The 14,171-nt window shown below is 34.8% G+C and carries 16 protein-coding genes; 13 read left to right on the plus strand and 3 right to left on the minus strand.

All coding sequences use genetic code 11. The features are described 5' to 3' along the window. Window position 1 precedes the first annotated feature (1 nt). On the plus strand, window positions 2-1,048 hold the full coding sequence (locus X928_RS00590; protein WP_103078063.1) for a taurine ABC transporter substrate-binding protein: 1,047 nt from the start codon (window positions 2-4) through the stop codon (window positions 1,046-1,048). A gap of 20 nt (window positions 1,049-1,068) precedes the next feature. Then, complete coding sequence (locus X928_RS00595) at window positions 1,069-1,839, plus strand: ABC transporter ATP-binding protein (protein ID WP_211286408.1); 771 nt, start codon at window positions 1,069-1,071, stop codon at window positions 1,837-1,839. A 5-nt stretch (window positions 1,840-1,844) separates the two neighbouring features. On the opposite strand, the gene X928_RS00600 is transcribed toward X928_RS00595, so the two are convergent. The 3 genes from X928_RS00600 to X928_RS00610 are packed head-to-tail and all read right to left on the minus strand — an operon-like array spanning window position 1,845 to window position 4,719. Beyond that, window positions 1,845-2,201, minus strand: coding sequence for a chorismate mutase (locus X928_RS00600; RefSeq protein WP_103077472.1), 357 nt, complete (start codon window positions 2,199-2,201; stop codon window positions 1,845-1,847). Between the two features lie 39 nt (window positions 2,202-2,240). After that, window positions 2,241-4,340 (minus strand): translation initiation factor IF-2, encoded by a 2,100-nt coding sequence (infB, locus tag X928_RS00605; RefSeq protein WP_103078036.1) that lies wholly within the window; start codon window positions 4,338-4,340, stop codon window positions 2,241-2,243. 16 nt (window positions 4,341-4,356) lie between these two features. Then, window positions 4,357-4,719 carry a L7Ae/L30e/S12e/Gadd45 family ribosomal protein gene (locus tag X928_RS00610; RefSeq protein ID WP_245857138.1) on the minus strand — a complete coding sequence of 121 codons (363 nt, stop codon included), beginning with the start codon at window positions 4,717-4,719 and terminating at the stop codon, window positions 4,357-4,359. A gap of 171 nt (window positions 4,720-4,890) precedes the next feature. Here X928_RS00610 and X928_RS00615 point away from each other — a divergent pair, with 171 nt between their 5' ends. The 11 genes from X928_RS00615 to X928_RS00665 all read left to right on the plus strand — a co-directional run bounded on the left by X928_RS00615 (window position 4,891) and on the right by X928_RS00665 (window position 14,072). Further along, the gene (locus X928_RS00615; RefSeq protein WP_103078038.1) at window positions 4,891-6,039 is read left to right on the plus strand and encodes a pyridoxal-phosphate-dependent aminotransferase family protein; all 1,149 of its coding nucleotides are present in this window, start codon (window positions 4,891-4,893) and stop codon (window positions 6,037-6,039) included. A 5-nt stretch (window positions 6,040-6,044) separates the two neighbouring features. Further along, entirely contained in the window at window positions 6,045-6,977 is a 933-nt protein-coding gene (locus X928_RS00620) for a D-2-hydroxyacid dehydrogenase (protein WP_103078039.1), read from the plus strand. 137 nt (window positions 6,978-7,114) lie between these two features. Continuing rightward, window positions 7,115-7,297, plus strand: coding sequence for a ferredoxin (locus X928_RS00625; protein WP_103065168.1), 183 nt, complete (start codon window positions 7,115-7,117; stop codon window positions 7,295-7,297). 175 nt (window positions 7,298-7,472) lie between these two features. Continuing rightward, window positions 7,473-8,294 carry a septum site-determining protein MinD gene (gene minD, locus X928_RS00630; RefSeq protein ID WP_103078040.1) on the plus strand — a complete coding sequence of 274 codons (822 nt, stop codon included), beginning with the start codon at window positions 7,473-7,475 and terminating at the stop codon, window positions 8,292-8,294. Between the two features lie 6 nt (window positions 8,295-8,300). Then, complete coding sequence (locus X928_RS00635; RefSeq protein WP_103078041.1) at window positions 8,301-8,567, plus strand: hypothetical protein; 267 nt, start codon at window positions 8,301-8,303, stop codon at window positions 8,565-8,567. Between the two features lie 19 nt (window positions 8,568-8,586). Next, window positions 8,587-8,985: a secondary thiamine-phosphate synthase enzyme YjbQ gene (locus X928_RS00640; protein WP_103078042.1), complete on the plus strand. Its 399-nt coding sequence runs from the start codon at window positions 8,587-8,589 to the stop codon at window positions 8,983-8,985. Window positions 8,986-9,320: 335 nt separating this feature from the next. Then, a complete protein-coding gene (locus X928_RS00645; RefSeq protein ID WP_103078043.1) occupies window positions 9,321-10,451 on the plus strand; it encodes an ABC transporter substrate-binding protein in 1,131 nt (376 codons plus the stop codon). A 74-nt stretch (window positions 10,452-10,525) separates the two neighbouring features. Next, window positions 10,526-11,440: a branched-chain amino acid ABC transporter permease gene (locus tag X928_RS00650; protein ID WP_103078044.1), complete on the plus strand. Its 915-nt coding sequence runs from the start codon at window positions 10,526-10,528 to the stop codon at window positions 11,438-11,440. Window positions 11,441-11,442: 2 nt separating this feature from the next. Then, complete coding sequence (locus tag X928_RS00655) at window positions 11,443-12,516, plus strand: branched-chain amino acid ABC transporter permease (RefSeq protein ID WP_103078045.1); 1,074 nt, start codon at window positions 11,443-11,445, stop codon at window positions 12,514-12,516. A gap of 27 nt (window positions 12,517-12,543) precedes the next feature. Continuing rightward, window positions 12,544-13,341, plus strand: coding sequence for an ABC transporter ATP-binding protein (locus X928_RS00660; RefSeq protein ID WP_103078046.1), 798 nt, complete (start codon window positions 12,544-12,546; stop codon window positions 13,339-13,341). After that, on the plus strand, window positions 13,338-14,072 hold the full coding sequence (locus X928_RS00665) for an ABC transporter ATP-binding protein (protein WP_103078047.1): 735 nt from the start codon (window positions 13,338-13,340) through the stop codon (window positions 14,070-14,072). Before X928_RS00660 ends, X928_RS00665 begins: the two co-directional genes overlap by 4 nt. Window positions 14,073-14,171: the final 99 nt, after the last annotated feature.

Below are 14,171 nucleotides of genomic sequence, written 5' to 3' on the forward strand. Positions count from 1 at the left end.
TATGAAAAGTAAATTAATGAAATCTTTACTATTTTTTGCTTTAATTATAATGATAACTCTTATCTTTACAAGTTGTAATAAGGGTCAGCAAGATTTACCCAAGGAGATTAACATTGGAATTTTAAGGGTACCTAACGATGAAACAATTGCTATTGAACAAGGGCTATTTGATAAATACTTTTCTGATAAAGGTATCCAATGTAATTTTATAGTTTTTGATTCTGGAGTAGAGGCCAATCAAGCTTTTGCCTCAGGAAGTATAGATTTTGCTACTATGGGGAACATAAATTCTATCATTGCTTTTGTTAGAAACCTTGATGTAGAGTTAATTTGGATACACGAAGTCTTAGGTGATATAGAGGCTTTGGTCGTTAGAGAGAACGATGAAATAAACAGTATAAACGATCTTGTTGGTAAAAAGATAGCAACTCCTTTTGCTTCCACTAGTCATTATATTTTATTGAATATTCTCAAAGAAGCTGGAATAGAAGAAAAAGTTCAACTCCTAGATATGAAAACAACCGAGATAGTTGCTGCCTGGTCAAGAGGCGATATAGACGCTGCCTATACTTGGCAACCTTCTTTAGGTGAACTTATAGAAAATGGTGGAAGAGTTTTAATTTCCAGTGAGGATATGTTAGAAAGGGGCTATATTACAGCAAATGTTGCTTTAGTAAGTAAAAACTTTTCAGAAAAGTACCCTGATTTAGTTGTATCTTTTATAGACTGTTTGGCTGAAGCAAACGACATATATTTAAATGATCCAGAACGTGCCGCTGAGATAGTTTCAAGAAATTTAGGAATATCTCCTGAAACTGCTTTAATCCAAATGCAAGGTTCAATTTGGCTCACAAGAGAAGAAATGATCAGTCAAAAATATATGGGCACAAGTGAAAAACCAGGGAATTTTGTAAGAGTTATGAAAGATACATCGGATTTTTTAAAAGCTCAGGGTTTTATCGAAAATTCACCAAGCTTAGAAGAATTTAGCGAATATATTAATCCTTATTACATTGAAAAATCCTTAGAAAAGGATGATGAGATATAGACAATCTTTATAAAGAAACTTTGATAAAAATTGAAAATTTGAGTGTCAATTACGAAACAAAAACCGGTTTAATAGAAGCATTGAAAGGTGTTAATTTAGAATTAAAAAAAGGTGAGTTTCTTTGTATTTTAGGGCCCTCCGGTTGCGGAAAAAGTACTTTGCTAAGAGTAATAGCAGGTTTCATCCCATTAACTTCTGGAAAATGTTTGATGCATGAAAACCCTATAGAAGGGCCAGACTGGCATAGAGGAGTTGTATTTCAGTCCCCTACACTCTATCCATGGTTGACTGTTAAAGGGAACATAGAGTTTGGACCAAAAAGTAGGGGTGTACCAAAAGATAAAATCGAAGAAATTTCAAAATTCTTTATTCAAGAAGTTGATCTTACTGGTTTTGAAGAAAAATACCCTTTTGAACTTTCGGGAGGTATGAAACAGCGAGTAGCTCTTGCAAGAGTTTTAGCAAATTATCCTGAAGTTATCTTAATGGATGAACCTTTCGGATCTTTAGACGCATTTACTAGAAGCAACATGCAAAATTTGATTCGAAATATTTGGTTAGAAAATAAGTGTAGTATATTTTTCATAACCCATGACGTAGACGAAGCTTTAATGCTAGGTACAAAAGTTTTAGTTATGTCTCCCAGGCCTGGAAAAATAATAAAAGAATTCACCTTAGATTTTACTAACAAGTTGCTAACTCAAAAAGCAAAATATATACTTCATTCAGACGAATATTTCAATACAAAAAGCGAAATTTTAGATTTAATAAATTCTCAAAGTGAAATATAAAAAGATTATTCTTTTTTTGTTCTTAAATTTTTTGCCTCATGTAAGTATACAAAATTTTGGGTGCTGCTTTCACAAATAATCAGCACCCTTATTATTTTTTTTCGAGAATCGTTAAATGAAGCTTCTTCTAAACTCATAAAAGGAACGTTATTCAGATCTAATTTCTCACGTAAAATGGTAGCAGGATTGAGACTTTTGATGTCAGGTGTTACAGAAAATATCACCGATATTATACGTGATATATCATTTTTATTCATTATTTCATTCCATAGCTCTATAACATTTTCAGTTACTTTCATTGGATGGTCTTCGGTTAAAGAAGTTGCTCCCCTAATTCCAACTACCTTATATTCAGAACCCATATTATCATATCCCCCATTTACTTTTATCAAAACACCTAATTATTTAGTTTTTTGTTCCAAATCCAATTCTCGTTTAACAAATACATGTTTATAAAATTCTAATTCATCACCTTTAGTGAAATCTTCGAAATTTTCAAATTGAATTCCACATTCTTTAGGTGCTTCAATGGATTTAACTTCATCTTTATAATGTTTCAAACTCTTAATTTTCACATCGGCAACTAAACCACCATTTCTATAGATTCTAACTCCACCATCCCTTTGAACGTAACCTTCATTTACTTGAACACCAGCAATTTTTCCTACACCTTTTATCTTGAACTCTTCTTTAATTACACCATTTCCAGTAAGCTCTTCCTTTTGAATAGGCTCTAACATACCTTCTAAAGCTTTCTTGATATCATCAATCAAGTCAAATATAATATTATACCTTCTAACTTCTATTCCTTCAGCTTCTGCCATCTTTAATGCCTTTGAATCAGCTTTTACTCTAAAACCCAGAACAATCGCATCTGAAGCGGAAGCTAACATTATATCGCTTGTGCTTACAGGCCCTATCCCGGCATGTATAATTTCTATATTTATTTCTGGATTTTCGAACTTTTGAATAGCATTCTTTAAAGCCTCTATTTCTCCATAAGTACTAGCTTTTAATAAAATATTTAATTTCTTTTTTTCTTCCTCTTCCATTTTTTGCATAATATCTTCAAGCCTCATGTGTCTTTTAGCTGGACCTTTACTTTTTTCTTCTTCTTTTTCTTTGATTTTTTCTGCTAATGCTCGAGCTTCTTCTTTTGAATCAACCACATACATAATAGAATGTGTGTTCGGAACGTCGTTAAAACCTAAAACTTGTACAGGAGTGGAAGGAACGGCTCTTTTTAAACTTTCTCCTCTGTCATTTATCATTCTTCTGACCCTACCATAAGTAGAACCTGAAATAAAGTCATCTCCAACTTTCAATATCCCATCTTTAACTATAACCGTTCCCAAAGGCCCCATAGCCTTATCAACCCGACTTTCTATTATCACTGCTCTAGCCTTTCCTTCAGGGATACATCTTATCTCCTGCATTTCAGCTACTAGAATTATCATTTCCAATAACTCATCGATTCCTTTACCTGTTTTTGCAGAAATTGGAATAGTTATAGTATTTCCACCCCAATCTTCTGGAATAAGATTGAGTTTAGATACCATCTGTTGTTTTGTTAATTCAATGTTGGCATTAGGTTTGTCAATTTTATTTATCGCCACTATTATAGGAACGTTGGCACTTTTTGCATGATTATAAGCCTCTATTGTTTGAGGCATCACCCCATCATCTGCCGCAATGATAAGAACAACTATATCCGTAACTTGAGCTCCTCTGGCTCTCATTTCTGTAAATGCTTCATGACCAGGGGTATCGATAAAAGTAATCTTTTGATCGTTATACTCTATCTGGTAAGCACCTATAGATTGAGTAATACCGCCTTCTTCTTTATCAGCAACATGGGTATTTCTAATTTTATCTAATAGAGTCGTTTTCCCATGATCAACGTGTCCCATAATAGTGACAACCGGTGGACGTGGAGCCAATTTGTCTTTCTCTTTTTCATAAATATCGTTCCACTTTTTGGCAAGAATAACTTCTACATCTTCTTCTTTCTCTTCTGCTTCCTCTTTTTCGATTTCAAAATTCAAAATAACGTTATAACTCATACTAATATCTTCTGCCATGGTTTTATCTAGTTTCTGACCTGGCCTCAATACTATGCCTTTCATAAACATATCTTTTATAATATCGTTTTGTTCTAATTCGAGGCGTTTCGCTAAAATATCAAGCGTTATTTCTTGCGTAGTTATAGTGACTTCTCTTACGGGCTTTTCTTCGACAGGTTCTTCTTCTAATTTTTCCTTGACTTTTATTTTTTCTGGAGTCTTTTTCTTTTCTTTTGGCGGTTCTTTTTGCTTTTTTACTTCCTTTTTAGCTTGCCTTTCTTCCTCAATAAGATCCTTAATAGCTTGCACCGTTTCCTCTTCTATAGTGCTCATATGACTTTTGACAGAGATATTTAATTCCTTTTCCAAAAATTCCATTAATTCTTTAGAGTTCATTCCTAACTCCTTCGCGACTTCGTATATTCGGGTCTTCGACACTTATAAACCACCTCCATTATTGGAACGTCTTCAATATTCCTTCGATAATATTTTCATCTGTAATTCCGACGACGCTTATATTTTGTTTACCAAGAGCCTTAGCTAAAATTGACTTTGGGGAGTTCAATTCTATATAAGGTACATCGAAAATTTCACAATGTTTGATTACATCTAATTTCACTCTTGAACCAGTATCCCTTGGAATAAGTATTACTTTCTTCTTCTGAAATGAACGAATATAATTCCTCAACCCTTGTTTACCATAAACTATCTTATTGGCTTTAGCAGCAAACCCCATATAGCTCAAGATCTTTTGTTCCCTTAAGGAATACTCATTCCCCATGTTGTTTTCTGATCCCCTTTTTCGTGCAACCTTCATTCCTTTTTTATTATAACATTTTATTGCTGTGATTCAAAATATTTTTTCATTACATTTTAAGAAAATACCTTAAAAACTCAAAAAAGGATAAAAAAGATCCATATTGATATTTAAAAAGTATGGTAAAATTACTATAAGAAAACTTTCACAATTCTTAGAGGAGGGATATACGTGGCAAAGTTAATAAGAAAGAACTATCTCATGGCTCCAGGGCCAACCCCTGTTCCAATCGATCTTTTATTGGAAGGTGCAAAGGATACCATCCATCATAGGACACCACAATATTTGGATATTCAAAACAAAGCTTTAGAAAATCTCAAATATCTCTTTCAAACGAAGAATAACGTATACACCTTAGCTGCGTCCGGAACAGGAGCAATGGAAGCCGCAGTTGCTAACCTCGTTTCACCTGGAGATACGGCTATTGCCGTAAATGGGGGAAAATTTGGAGAAAGATGGTGCGAATTATGTAAAGCTTACGGCGCTAATTTAGTAGAAATCGATATCGAATGGGGAAAATATGTTCGAGTAGAACAAATCAAAAAAGAACTAGAAAAACATCCAGAAACAAGAGCTGTTTTCACTACCTTAAGCGAAACTTCTACAGGGGTTGTACATCCCATCAAAGAAATAGCTGAGATTGTAAAAGAAACCAATGCAGTTTTAGTTGTTGATGCTATTTCTGGAATGCTGGCCGAACCTTTAAAAATGGATGAATGGAACATTGATGTTGTAGTTTCTGGAGTTCAAAAAGGATTTATGATGCCTCCTGGCGTAGCAATGATAGCTTTAAGTGAGAAAGCAATGGAGATTGTTGAAAATTCTAACAGCCATAGATATTACTTTGACTTAAGAGCATATAAAAAGAGCTTCCCAGATTCCCCTTACACTCCTCCTGTTAACCTCGTTTACCAATTATTAAAATCAACTGACATGCTAAAAGAAGAAACAATTGAAAACGTTTGGGAAAGACACAGAATCTTAGCTGAAGCAACAAGGGCTGCTACAAAAGCTATGAACTTAGAACTTTTTGCAGAAAGACCCGGAAACGTCCTTACTGCAATAAAAGTACCACAGAATGTTGACGGTAAAGGTATAGTTAAATTTTTGAGAGATGAATGGGGAGTAACCTTTGCTGGTGGTCAGTCACAGCTAAAAGGAAAAATAATAAGAATTGCCCACCTTGGTTACATGTCAAAATTTGATGTTATTGTTGCGGTAAGTGCCTTGGAAATGGCTTTTAACAAATTTGGTTTTGAGATTGAACTAGGTAAAGGTGTAAAAGCTGCTGAAGAAGTTTTTATGAAAGAGGGGGTTTAAAAAAGATGAAAATTCATATAAATGACCCTTTAGATGAGAATGCTTTAAAAAAATTACAAAAAGAATTACCTAATGTAGAAATCACATCGGAACATTTTGAAAAAGATGTTCTTAAAGATAAGATTAAAGAAATTGACGTATTGATTGTAAGAAGTGCAACTAAGGTGACGAGAGAAATATTAGAACATGCAGATAAGTTAAAGATCATAGGTAGAGCGGGTATGGGATTAGATAATATAGATGTTGACACGGCTAAATCGAAAGGTATAACGGTCTTAAATACGCCGGGCCAAAATTCTTTATCCGTTGCAGAACTGGTTATAGGAATGGTTTTAGATATTTATCGACATATTACAATAGGAACGATCGGTCTAAAAAATGAACAATGGGAGAAAAAACAACTAAAAGGATTGGAGTTGTCCGAAAAGACCTTCGGTATAATCGGCTTTGGCTATGTAGGAAAAAATTTGGCAAAATTACTAAAAGGTTTCCAAACCAATACTCTGGTGTTTGATGTTGTTAATATAAGTACTGATGAGCTAAAGCATTATAACGTTAGACAGGTATCTTTAGAAGAATTACTCCAAAATTCTGATGTTATTTCTTTACATATTCCAAAAAACGAAAAAACTTATCATTTTATAAGTGAACCCCAAATCCAAATGATGAAAGATGGTGCAGTAATAATTAATGCTGCAAGAGGAGGTGTCCTCGACGAGAATGCTGTGCTGAAATATCTGAAAAATGGTAAGCTCCTTGGAGTAGGATTGGACGTTTTCGAAGAAGAACCTCCAAAGGGTGATCTCTACAAGGAACTTTTTGCTTTACCAAACGTTGTAGCCACACCCCATATAGGTGCTTCCACAAAAGAAGCCCAAGAACGAGTTGGAATAAATATAGTAGACAGAGTGGTAGAAGAAATTAGGAAACTGAACTAACTCAATGTAGTTATATTTTCTTAAATCAATTTTTAAATTTAATTGTGTAGATTTATGGTATAATCAAATGGTTTTAATTAGTAGTATATGTAACAGATAGAAAAAGAACTTTTTAAAAACTATTTGGAGGTGTAGCTATGAAGATAGTTATTGACAAAGAAGCTTGTATAGGAGACGCTATATGTGAAAGTTTATGCCCAGACGTATTCCAAATGGGAGATGACGGAAAGGCCGAAGTTATTGATGAACAAAGTGACGCACCATGTGTGCAAGATGCCATAGATGCTTGTCCAACTGAAGCCATAAGTATCGAAGAATAATAAGGTAACAAAAATAGTTTTTTAATTAATCGGGGATTTTTCCCCGATTTTTTATTTTTCACCCAATTTGTAGTATAATCTGTTTAGCCCTTAGAACATCTTAACTTTTCATTGTATAATTATATAAAATTCAATCTTATAATAATGGGCAAAGTTTTCTAGTGGAGGGGTAGAGATGGAAAATGCAAAGGTGTTTGTTATTACCTCCGGAAAAGGGGGAGTTGGTAAAACTACTATCGTAGCTAATTTAGGGGCTACCTTAGCAAAAAAAGGATACAATGTGTGCCTTATAGATGCAGATATTGGATTGAAAAATCTGGATTTGATTTTGGGTTTGGAAAACAGAATAGTTTACACTATAATGGATGTTGTAAGTGGTAACAAAACTGTTATGGAAGCACTCGTAAAACACAAGCAATTGAAAAATCTCTCTTTATTGGCTTCTTCTCAGATTGCCAATAAAGATTTAATGTCCCCCCAAGATATGAGCAATATAGTCTCTAAACTCTCTAAACATTTCCATTATATCATTATAGATTCTCCAGCTGGAATAGAAAGAGGGTTCCAAAATGCTGTTTCATCTGCACAACACGCTATCGTTGTTACTACACCAGACCTGACTGCTATAAGCGACGCAGATAGAGTCGTAGGGTTGCTTGAAAATCAAGGCTATACAGACGACCACATTTCACTAATTGTAAATCGATTAAAATTGAGACTTGTTAGAAGAAACGAAATGCTTTCTGCTGATGACATTAAAGAAGCGTTAGCACTGAATTTAATTGGAATCATACCTGATAGTGAGGAAATTTTACTTTCTTCTAACGAAGGAGCTCCAATATCAACGAACCAAAGAGCCAAACTTTATTCGGTTTTCAATAATATAAGCGATAGAATCTTAGGAAAAGATGTGCCGTTAGAAAAAGATTTGATAGATGTTGACCATGCCCCTCAAGGATTTATGGAATTCATCAAAAAAATATTCAGAAGAGGGTGAAGGTAAATGTGGCCTTTCAAAAGAAAAAAGAATAAAAGCAGGGAGACCGCAATAAAAAGAATGAACTCTTTCTTAAGTGCCTCCGATCGAAAAAACGGAGGAAAGAGTCAAATGAGATTTGAAAACGTCAAACAAGAAGAGTTGGATTTCGTGATAAACTATATAAAAGATTATGCTGTTAAACATCTGTCAGTAAAAAAAGAAGATGTTAAGGTACATGTCTCCAAAGAAGGCAATTCTATTACTATTGTTGCTAATATAATTTACCAATAACAAAAAGGAGTTGAAGATTATGACATACACTTATTCTTTAAAAACACATAATAGAGAAGAAATGATCGACATAACCAGCTATATTCAAGAGAGTGTCGAAAATTCAAAAATAGAAGAAGGCATTTTGATAGTATATGTCCCCCATACAACTGCCGCCGTAACAATCAACGAAAATGCAGATCCATCTGTAAGAAAAGACATCACAGATTTTCTAAGAAATAAAATCCCTAAAAGCAAAGAATATTCACATCTTGAAGGCAATGCTGACTCGCATATAAAATCAACGCTCGTTGGACCAACATTGTCTCTAATTATTGAAAATGGAAAGCTTTTATTGGGAACATGGCAAGGAATTTATTTCTGTGAGTTCGATGGTCCAAGAAACAGAAATTTTAGGGTAAAAATCATCGAAGGTTAAAGTTTAAAGTTAATAATCTTTTATTACAACAAAAATTGACCAGAAATAATCTGGTCAATTTTTTTATCTACTTGCCATTTGCTACGCGAATGAGAATTTGGAAAGTATTTTTAATACATTATAAATAAAACTTTTTGCACAAGACTGCAAAAAAAGTTGCATTATAATTTTATTTGTTGTATAATTAAGAAAATTACTATTTGATTTCTTTTCTGTTAGATTATTAATATATTCTTATGAAATTCTGTTCACATAAGATAAAGACTATGAAAATTTTTTCTACACTTTATTAAGCAAAATAACATCCACACATATTATATGAGGAGGGGAAAAACATGAAAAAAACCTTTGTTTTTGTGTTTTTGGTAGTTATTATGACTTTCACACTCTTTGGTCAAGAAGTCATCAAAATTGGTATGAACTTCGAACTAACAGGACCTGTTTCTGGGTATGGTCAAATGTCAAGAGACGGTGTAATGTTAGCCAACAAGTTGAAACCAACAGTTAACATCGGGGGTAAAGAAATCAAAGTAGAGGTCGTAGCTGTCGACAACAAATCAGACAAAGCAGAAGCTGCCAATGCGATAAGAAGACTAATAGATCACGAAAAAGTAGTAGCAGTTATTGGGCCTGCAACAAGTTCAGCAGCCTTAGCCGCAGCTTCAATAGCAGAAGAAAGACAAATACCCATGGTGGTTAATACCGCCACTAACCCTTTAGTCGCTCAAAACAAAAAGTATGTCTTCAGGACCTGCTTTGAGGATACCTTGCAAGGTGCTCTACTTGCAACATTTGCCTGGGAGGAGCTTGGAGCTAAAAACGTCGCCATAATGATTGATGTTGCACAAGATTACGTCGTGGGACTTGCCAATTATTTTGAAAAAGCTTTTGAACAGTTTGGAGGAACCTACTTCACTGAATTTTATACAACTGGTGACCAAGATTTCACGGCTCAACTTACCGACGCTCTTTCGAAAAATCCCGATGCTATTTTTATGCCAGGATACTATGCTGAGATAGCCTTAATCTGCAAACAAGCCAGAGATTTAGGTTTCACAGGTCCCATGTTCGCTGGGGATGGTGCGGACGCGCCTGAACTAATACAAATTGGTGGAGAATACGTAGAAGGAGTATCTTATACAACTTACTTCCACGAGGATGCAGATTTATCCCCTGCTACTAAACCTTTTGTAGAGGCCTATCAAAAAGAATACAACAGAAGAGCCGACGCATTTGGAGCTTTGGCGTACGATGCTTACATGGTAATAGTTAACGCTATTGAGTCTGCACAGTCTACAGATCCTGTAAAAATTAGAGACGCTCTAGCAAAAACTAAAAACTTTCCTGGTGTAGCTGGTACAATTACGTATCCTGAAGGTTCTGGAAACCCTATAAAACCGGCGGTAATCAACATGGTTGAAAATGGACAATTTGTTTTCCGTACCGTTATAAAACCCAGCATGTGATATTTAAAAATATTAAAGCCATCTCACAAAATGAGATGGCTACATTTTCTTGGATCCAGAAAGGGGGCTCATAATTGACTATCCAAATGTTCTTTCAACATCTAGCCAATGCCATCTCACTTGGTAGCATATATGCACTTATTGCCATAGGTTATACTATGGTTTATGGAATACTCAATTTAATAAACTTTGCTCATGGTGACATTTTTACTTTTAGCATGTATTTTGCTTTTTATGCAGTTACTCTCTTTTTATTTCCGTGGTGGGCAGCTTTTATTTTTGCTATTGTTTTAACAACTCTATTAGGCGCTACAATCGAACGAGTTGCCTACAGACCGTTAAGAAAAGCTAATGCCCCCAAGATCTCAGGATTAATCACAGCTATTGGTGTATCATTCTTCTTACAAAACTTCGCAATAGTTGTCTTTGGTGGAAGGGCAAAATCATTCAATCCACAATTAGGAGTTTACCCAACACAGTTTGCACAAGTATTAAAATTTAGAGATGTAAGGATACCTTTATTAACCTTTATTATTATAGGTGCTTCTATTCTTGCACTTCTTGTATTGGTTTGGATAGTTTATAGAACAAAAGCCGGCATGGCGATGAGAGCTGTTTCCAAAGATGTTACTGCAGCAAAATTAATGGGCATAAACACTGATAGAACTATTTCTCAAACATTTATGTTAGGGTCCGCTTTAGCAGCAGTCGGGGGTATTCTTTGGGCTATGAAATACCCTCAAATCTATCCTTATACCGGCATGATCCCCGGTTTAAAGGCATTTATAGCTGCTGTTGTCGGAGGAATAGGAAGTATTCCAGGGGCTATGCTTGGAGGTTTTATTTTAGGGGTTGCAGAAATAATGATAGTCGCATTCTTACCTGCTTTGGCAGGATATAGAGACGCTATTGCTTATATTATTTTGATAGTTATTCTTCTAGTAAAACCAAACGGGCTTCTCGGTGTTGAAATAGGGGAGAAGGTGTGAATATGGAAAAAACGCTATCTTTTAAGACCAAATTCTTTTTGACTATTTTTTTTATATTGGCAATCTTTCTATTGCTGTTGACAGCTAATAACAAAGCGAGTGATTATTTAATTTTGATATTGAATTTAATGGCAATTAATATAATATTCGCCGTAAGTTTAACCTTTATTAACGGTATTACAGGTATCTTTTCGTTAGGACATGTTGGATTCATCGCAATTGGGGCATATGTATCGTCCATTTTCACACTTTCTCCTGCTCAAAAAGAAATAAGTTTTTTGATAAAACCTTTAATATACCCTTTAAATGTTATCCAAATCCCTTTCTTACCTGCAATTATAATTGCGGGATTGGTAGCCGCAGCGTTTGGATATTTAGTTGCTGCCCCATCTCTTCGTTTAATAGGAGATTATTTAGCCATTGCAACTCTTGGATTAGGTGAAGTAGTGAGAGTTATCGCAAATAATACATGGTCTATCACAAATGGAGCTTTGGGCTTAAAAAGCATCCCACAATATTCTAACCTTTGGTGGACATGGGGGTTTGCTTTAATAACGGTAGTCTTCATTTCTAGTTTAGTTAAAAGTAGTTATGGAAGAGCTTTAAAGGCAATCAGGGAAGATCCAGTTGCTGCTAAATCTATGGGAATTAATGTTTTTTCTCATCAAGTAGTTACTTTTGTAATTGGTTCTTTTTTTGCAGGAGTTGGTGGAGCATTGTGGGCACACCTAATTACCACTATCGATCCTAAATCTTTCATGTTTCAAAAAACCTTTGAAATATTGATAATGGTGGTCATCGGTGGACTTGGGAGTATTAGTGGAGCCATAATCGGAGCTTCACTTTATACGGTAGGATTAGAATTTCTAAGGGTTTTAGAAGAACCCATATCGATCGGTCCTATCTACATACCAGGCATCCCGGGAATGAGAATGGTGGTTTTATCTCTCATTCTCATAATTATAATGCTATTTTGGAGAAGAGGCATAATGGGAAGAAATGAAATAACATGGGATGGCATTTATAAACTGATAATGAAGGTAAAAAACAAAAATAGAATGAGAGAGGATGAATGACTTAGAAAAATCCCAAGGAGGCTTCCAATGAGTAATACAAACAATAACGAATATATCTTAGAATTTGAGAATGTAACCAAAAAATTTGGAGGTTTAATAGCTGTTAACAATTTCAATGGCTATTTAAAAAATGGAGAATTACTTGGTCTAATAGGTCCCAATGGAGCGGGGAAAACCACTCTTTTCAATTTGATCACCGGTATATACACTCCAGACATTGGAAAAATTTTATTTAAGAAACAAAAAATAAATTCTAAAAAACCTCACGAAATAACTCAGTTGGGAATTGCTAGAACTTTCCAAAATATTCGTTTGTTTAAAGATATGACAGTTTTAGAAAATGTTTTAGTTTCTCAACATTTGAAATTGAAGAGTTGGATTTGGCTTTTTAAAAGTGTTTTAAAGACTCCTGACGTTTTAAAAGTAGAAAAAGAAATGCAAAACGAAGCCTGGGATCTTCTAGAAGAAGTCGGGTTGTCTATTTACGCTAATGACAAAGCAAACTCTCTTCCATATGGATTACAAAGAAAGTTAGAAATCGCAAGAGCAATTGCCACCGGAGCAAAACTACTTCTGTTAGACGAGCCCGCAGCAGGAATGAACCCTCATGAAACGAGTGAATTGATGGAGTTTATAAAACATATAAGACAGGAATATAAGTTATCTATTCTCATTATAGAACACGATATGAAAGTTATCATGGGAATTTGTGAGCGTATATATGTATTGGATTATGGGAAAAAAATCGCTGAAGGTAGTCCGGAGGAGATTCAAAAAGATCCTTTGGTAATAAAAGCCTATTTAGGTGAGGAGTTGGCAATATGAACAGTGAAAATTCAAACATAATTCTTAAAATATCTGATATGCACGTTCACTATGGTAGCATCCATGCAGTAAAAGGGATAGATATGGAAATCAAAAAGAATGAAATCACAACGTTGATTGGATCAAATGGAGCGGGAAAAACTACTACCTTGAATGGGATAATGAATGCAGTTAAAAAGAGCAGTGGAAAGGTGTTTTTCGATAATGCTGATATCACAAACCAGGAAACACATAAGATAGTAGAAAAGGGAGTGGTTCTAGTCCCTGAAGGTAGACGTATATTCCCTAATCTAACGGTTTTAGAAAACCTCCGATTGGGTTCGTATTCTCGCAAAGACTCTGAAAAAATAAACAAAGATTTCGATTGGGTACTTAAACTTTTCCCACGATTAAAGGAAAGACTTAAACAACTTGGAGGCACACTATCTGGAGGAGAACAACAAATGTTGGCGGTTGCAAGAGGACTAATGTCAAGACCAAAGGTTCTGATGCTCGACGAACCTTCTCTTGGGCTAGCTCCGATTCTGGTCAAAGAGGTTTTAGAAACTATAGAAAAAATATGTGAAGAGGGAGTAACCATATTGCTTGTAGAACAAAACGCCGTTGGTGCATTAAAAATCGCTCATTATGGTTATGTCTTAGAAACAGGCAAAATTGTTCTCGAAGGACCTGCAGAAGATCTCTTAGAAAACGATGAAGTTAGGAAAACTTATCTAGGAGTGACGGTTTAAAACTTTGAAACTACCACCATGTTTTTTTAAGTTTCTTCTAAGCTTCCATTAAGTGAATATTAAGCATATTGTTTTATTATTTTGATGTATCAAAAATAT

The sequence above is a fragment of the Petrotoga miotherma DSM 10691 genome, assembly GCF_002895605.1.
In the GTDB taxonomy this organism is placed as follows: domain Bacteria; phylum Thermotogota; class Thermotogae; order Petrotogales; family Petrotogaceae; genus Petrotoga; species Petrotoga miotherma.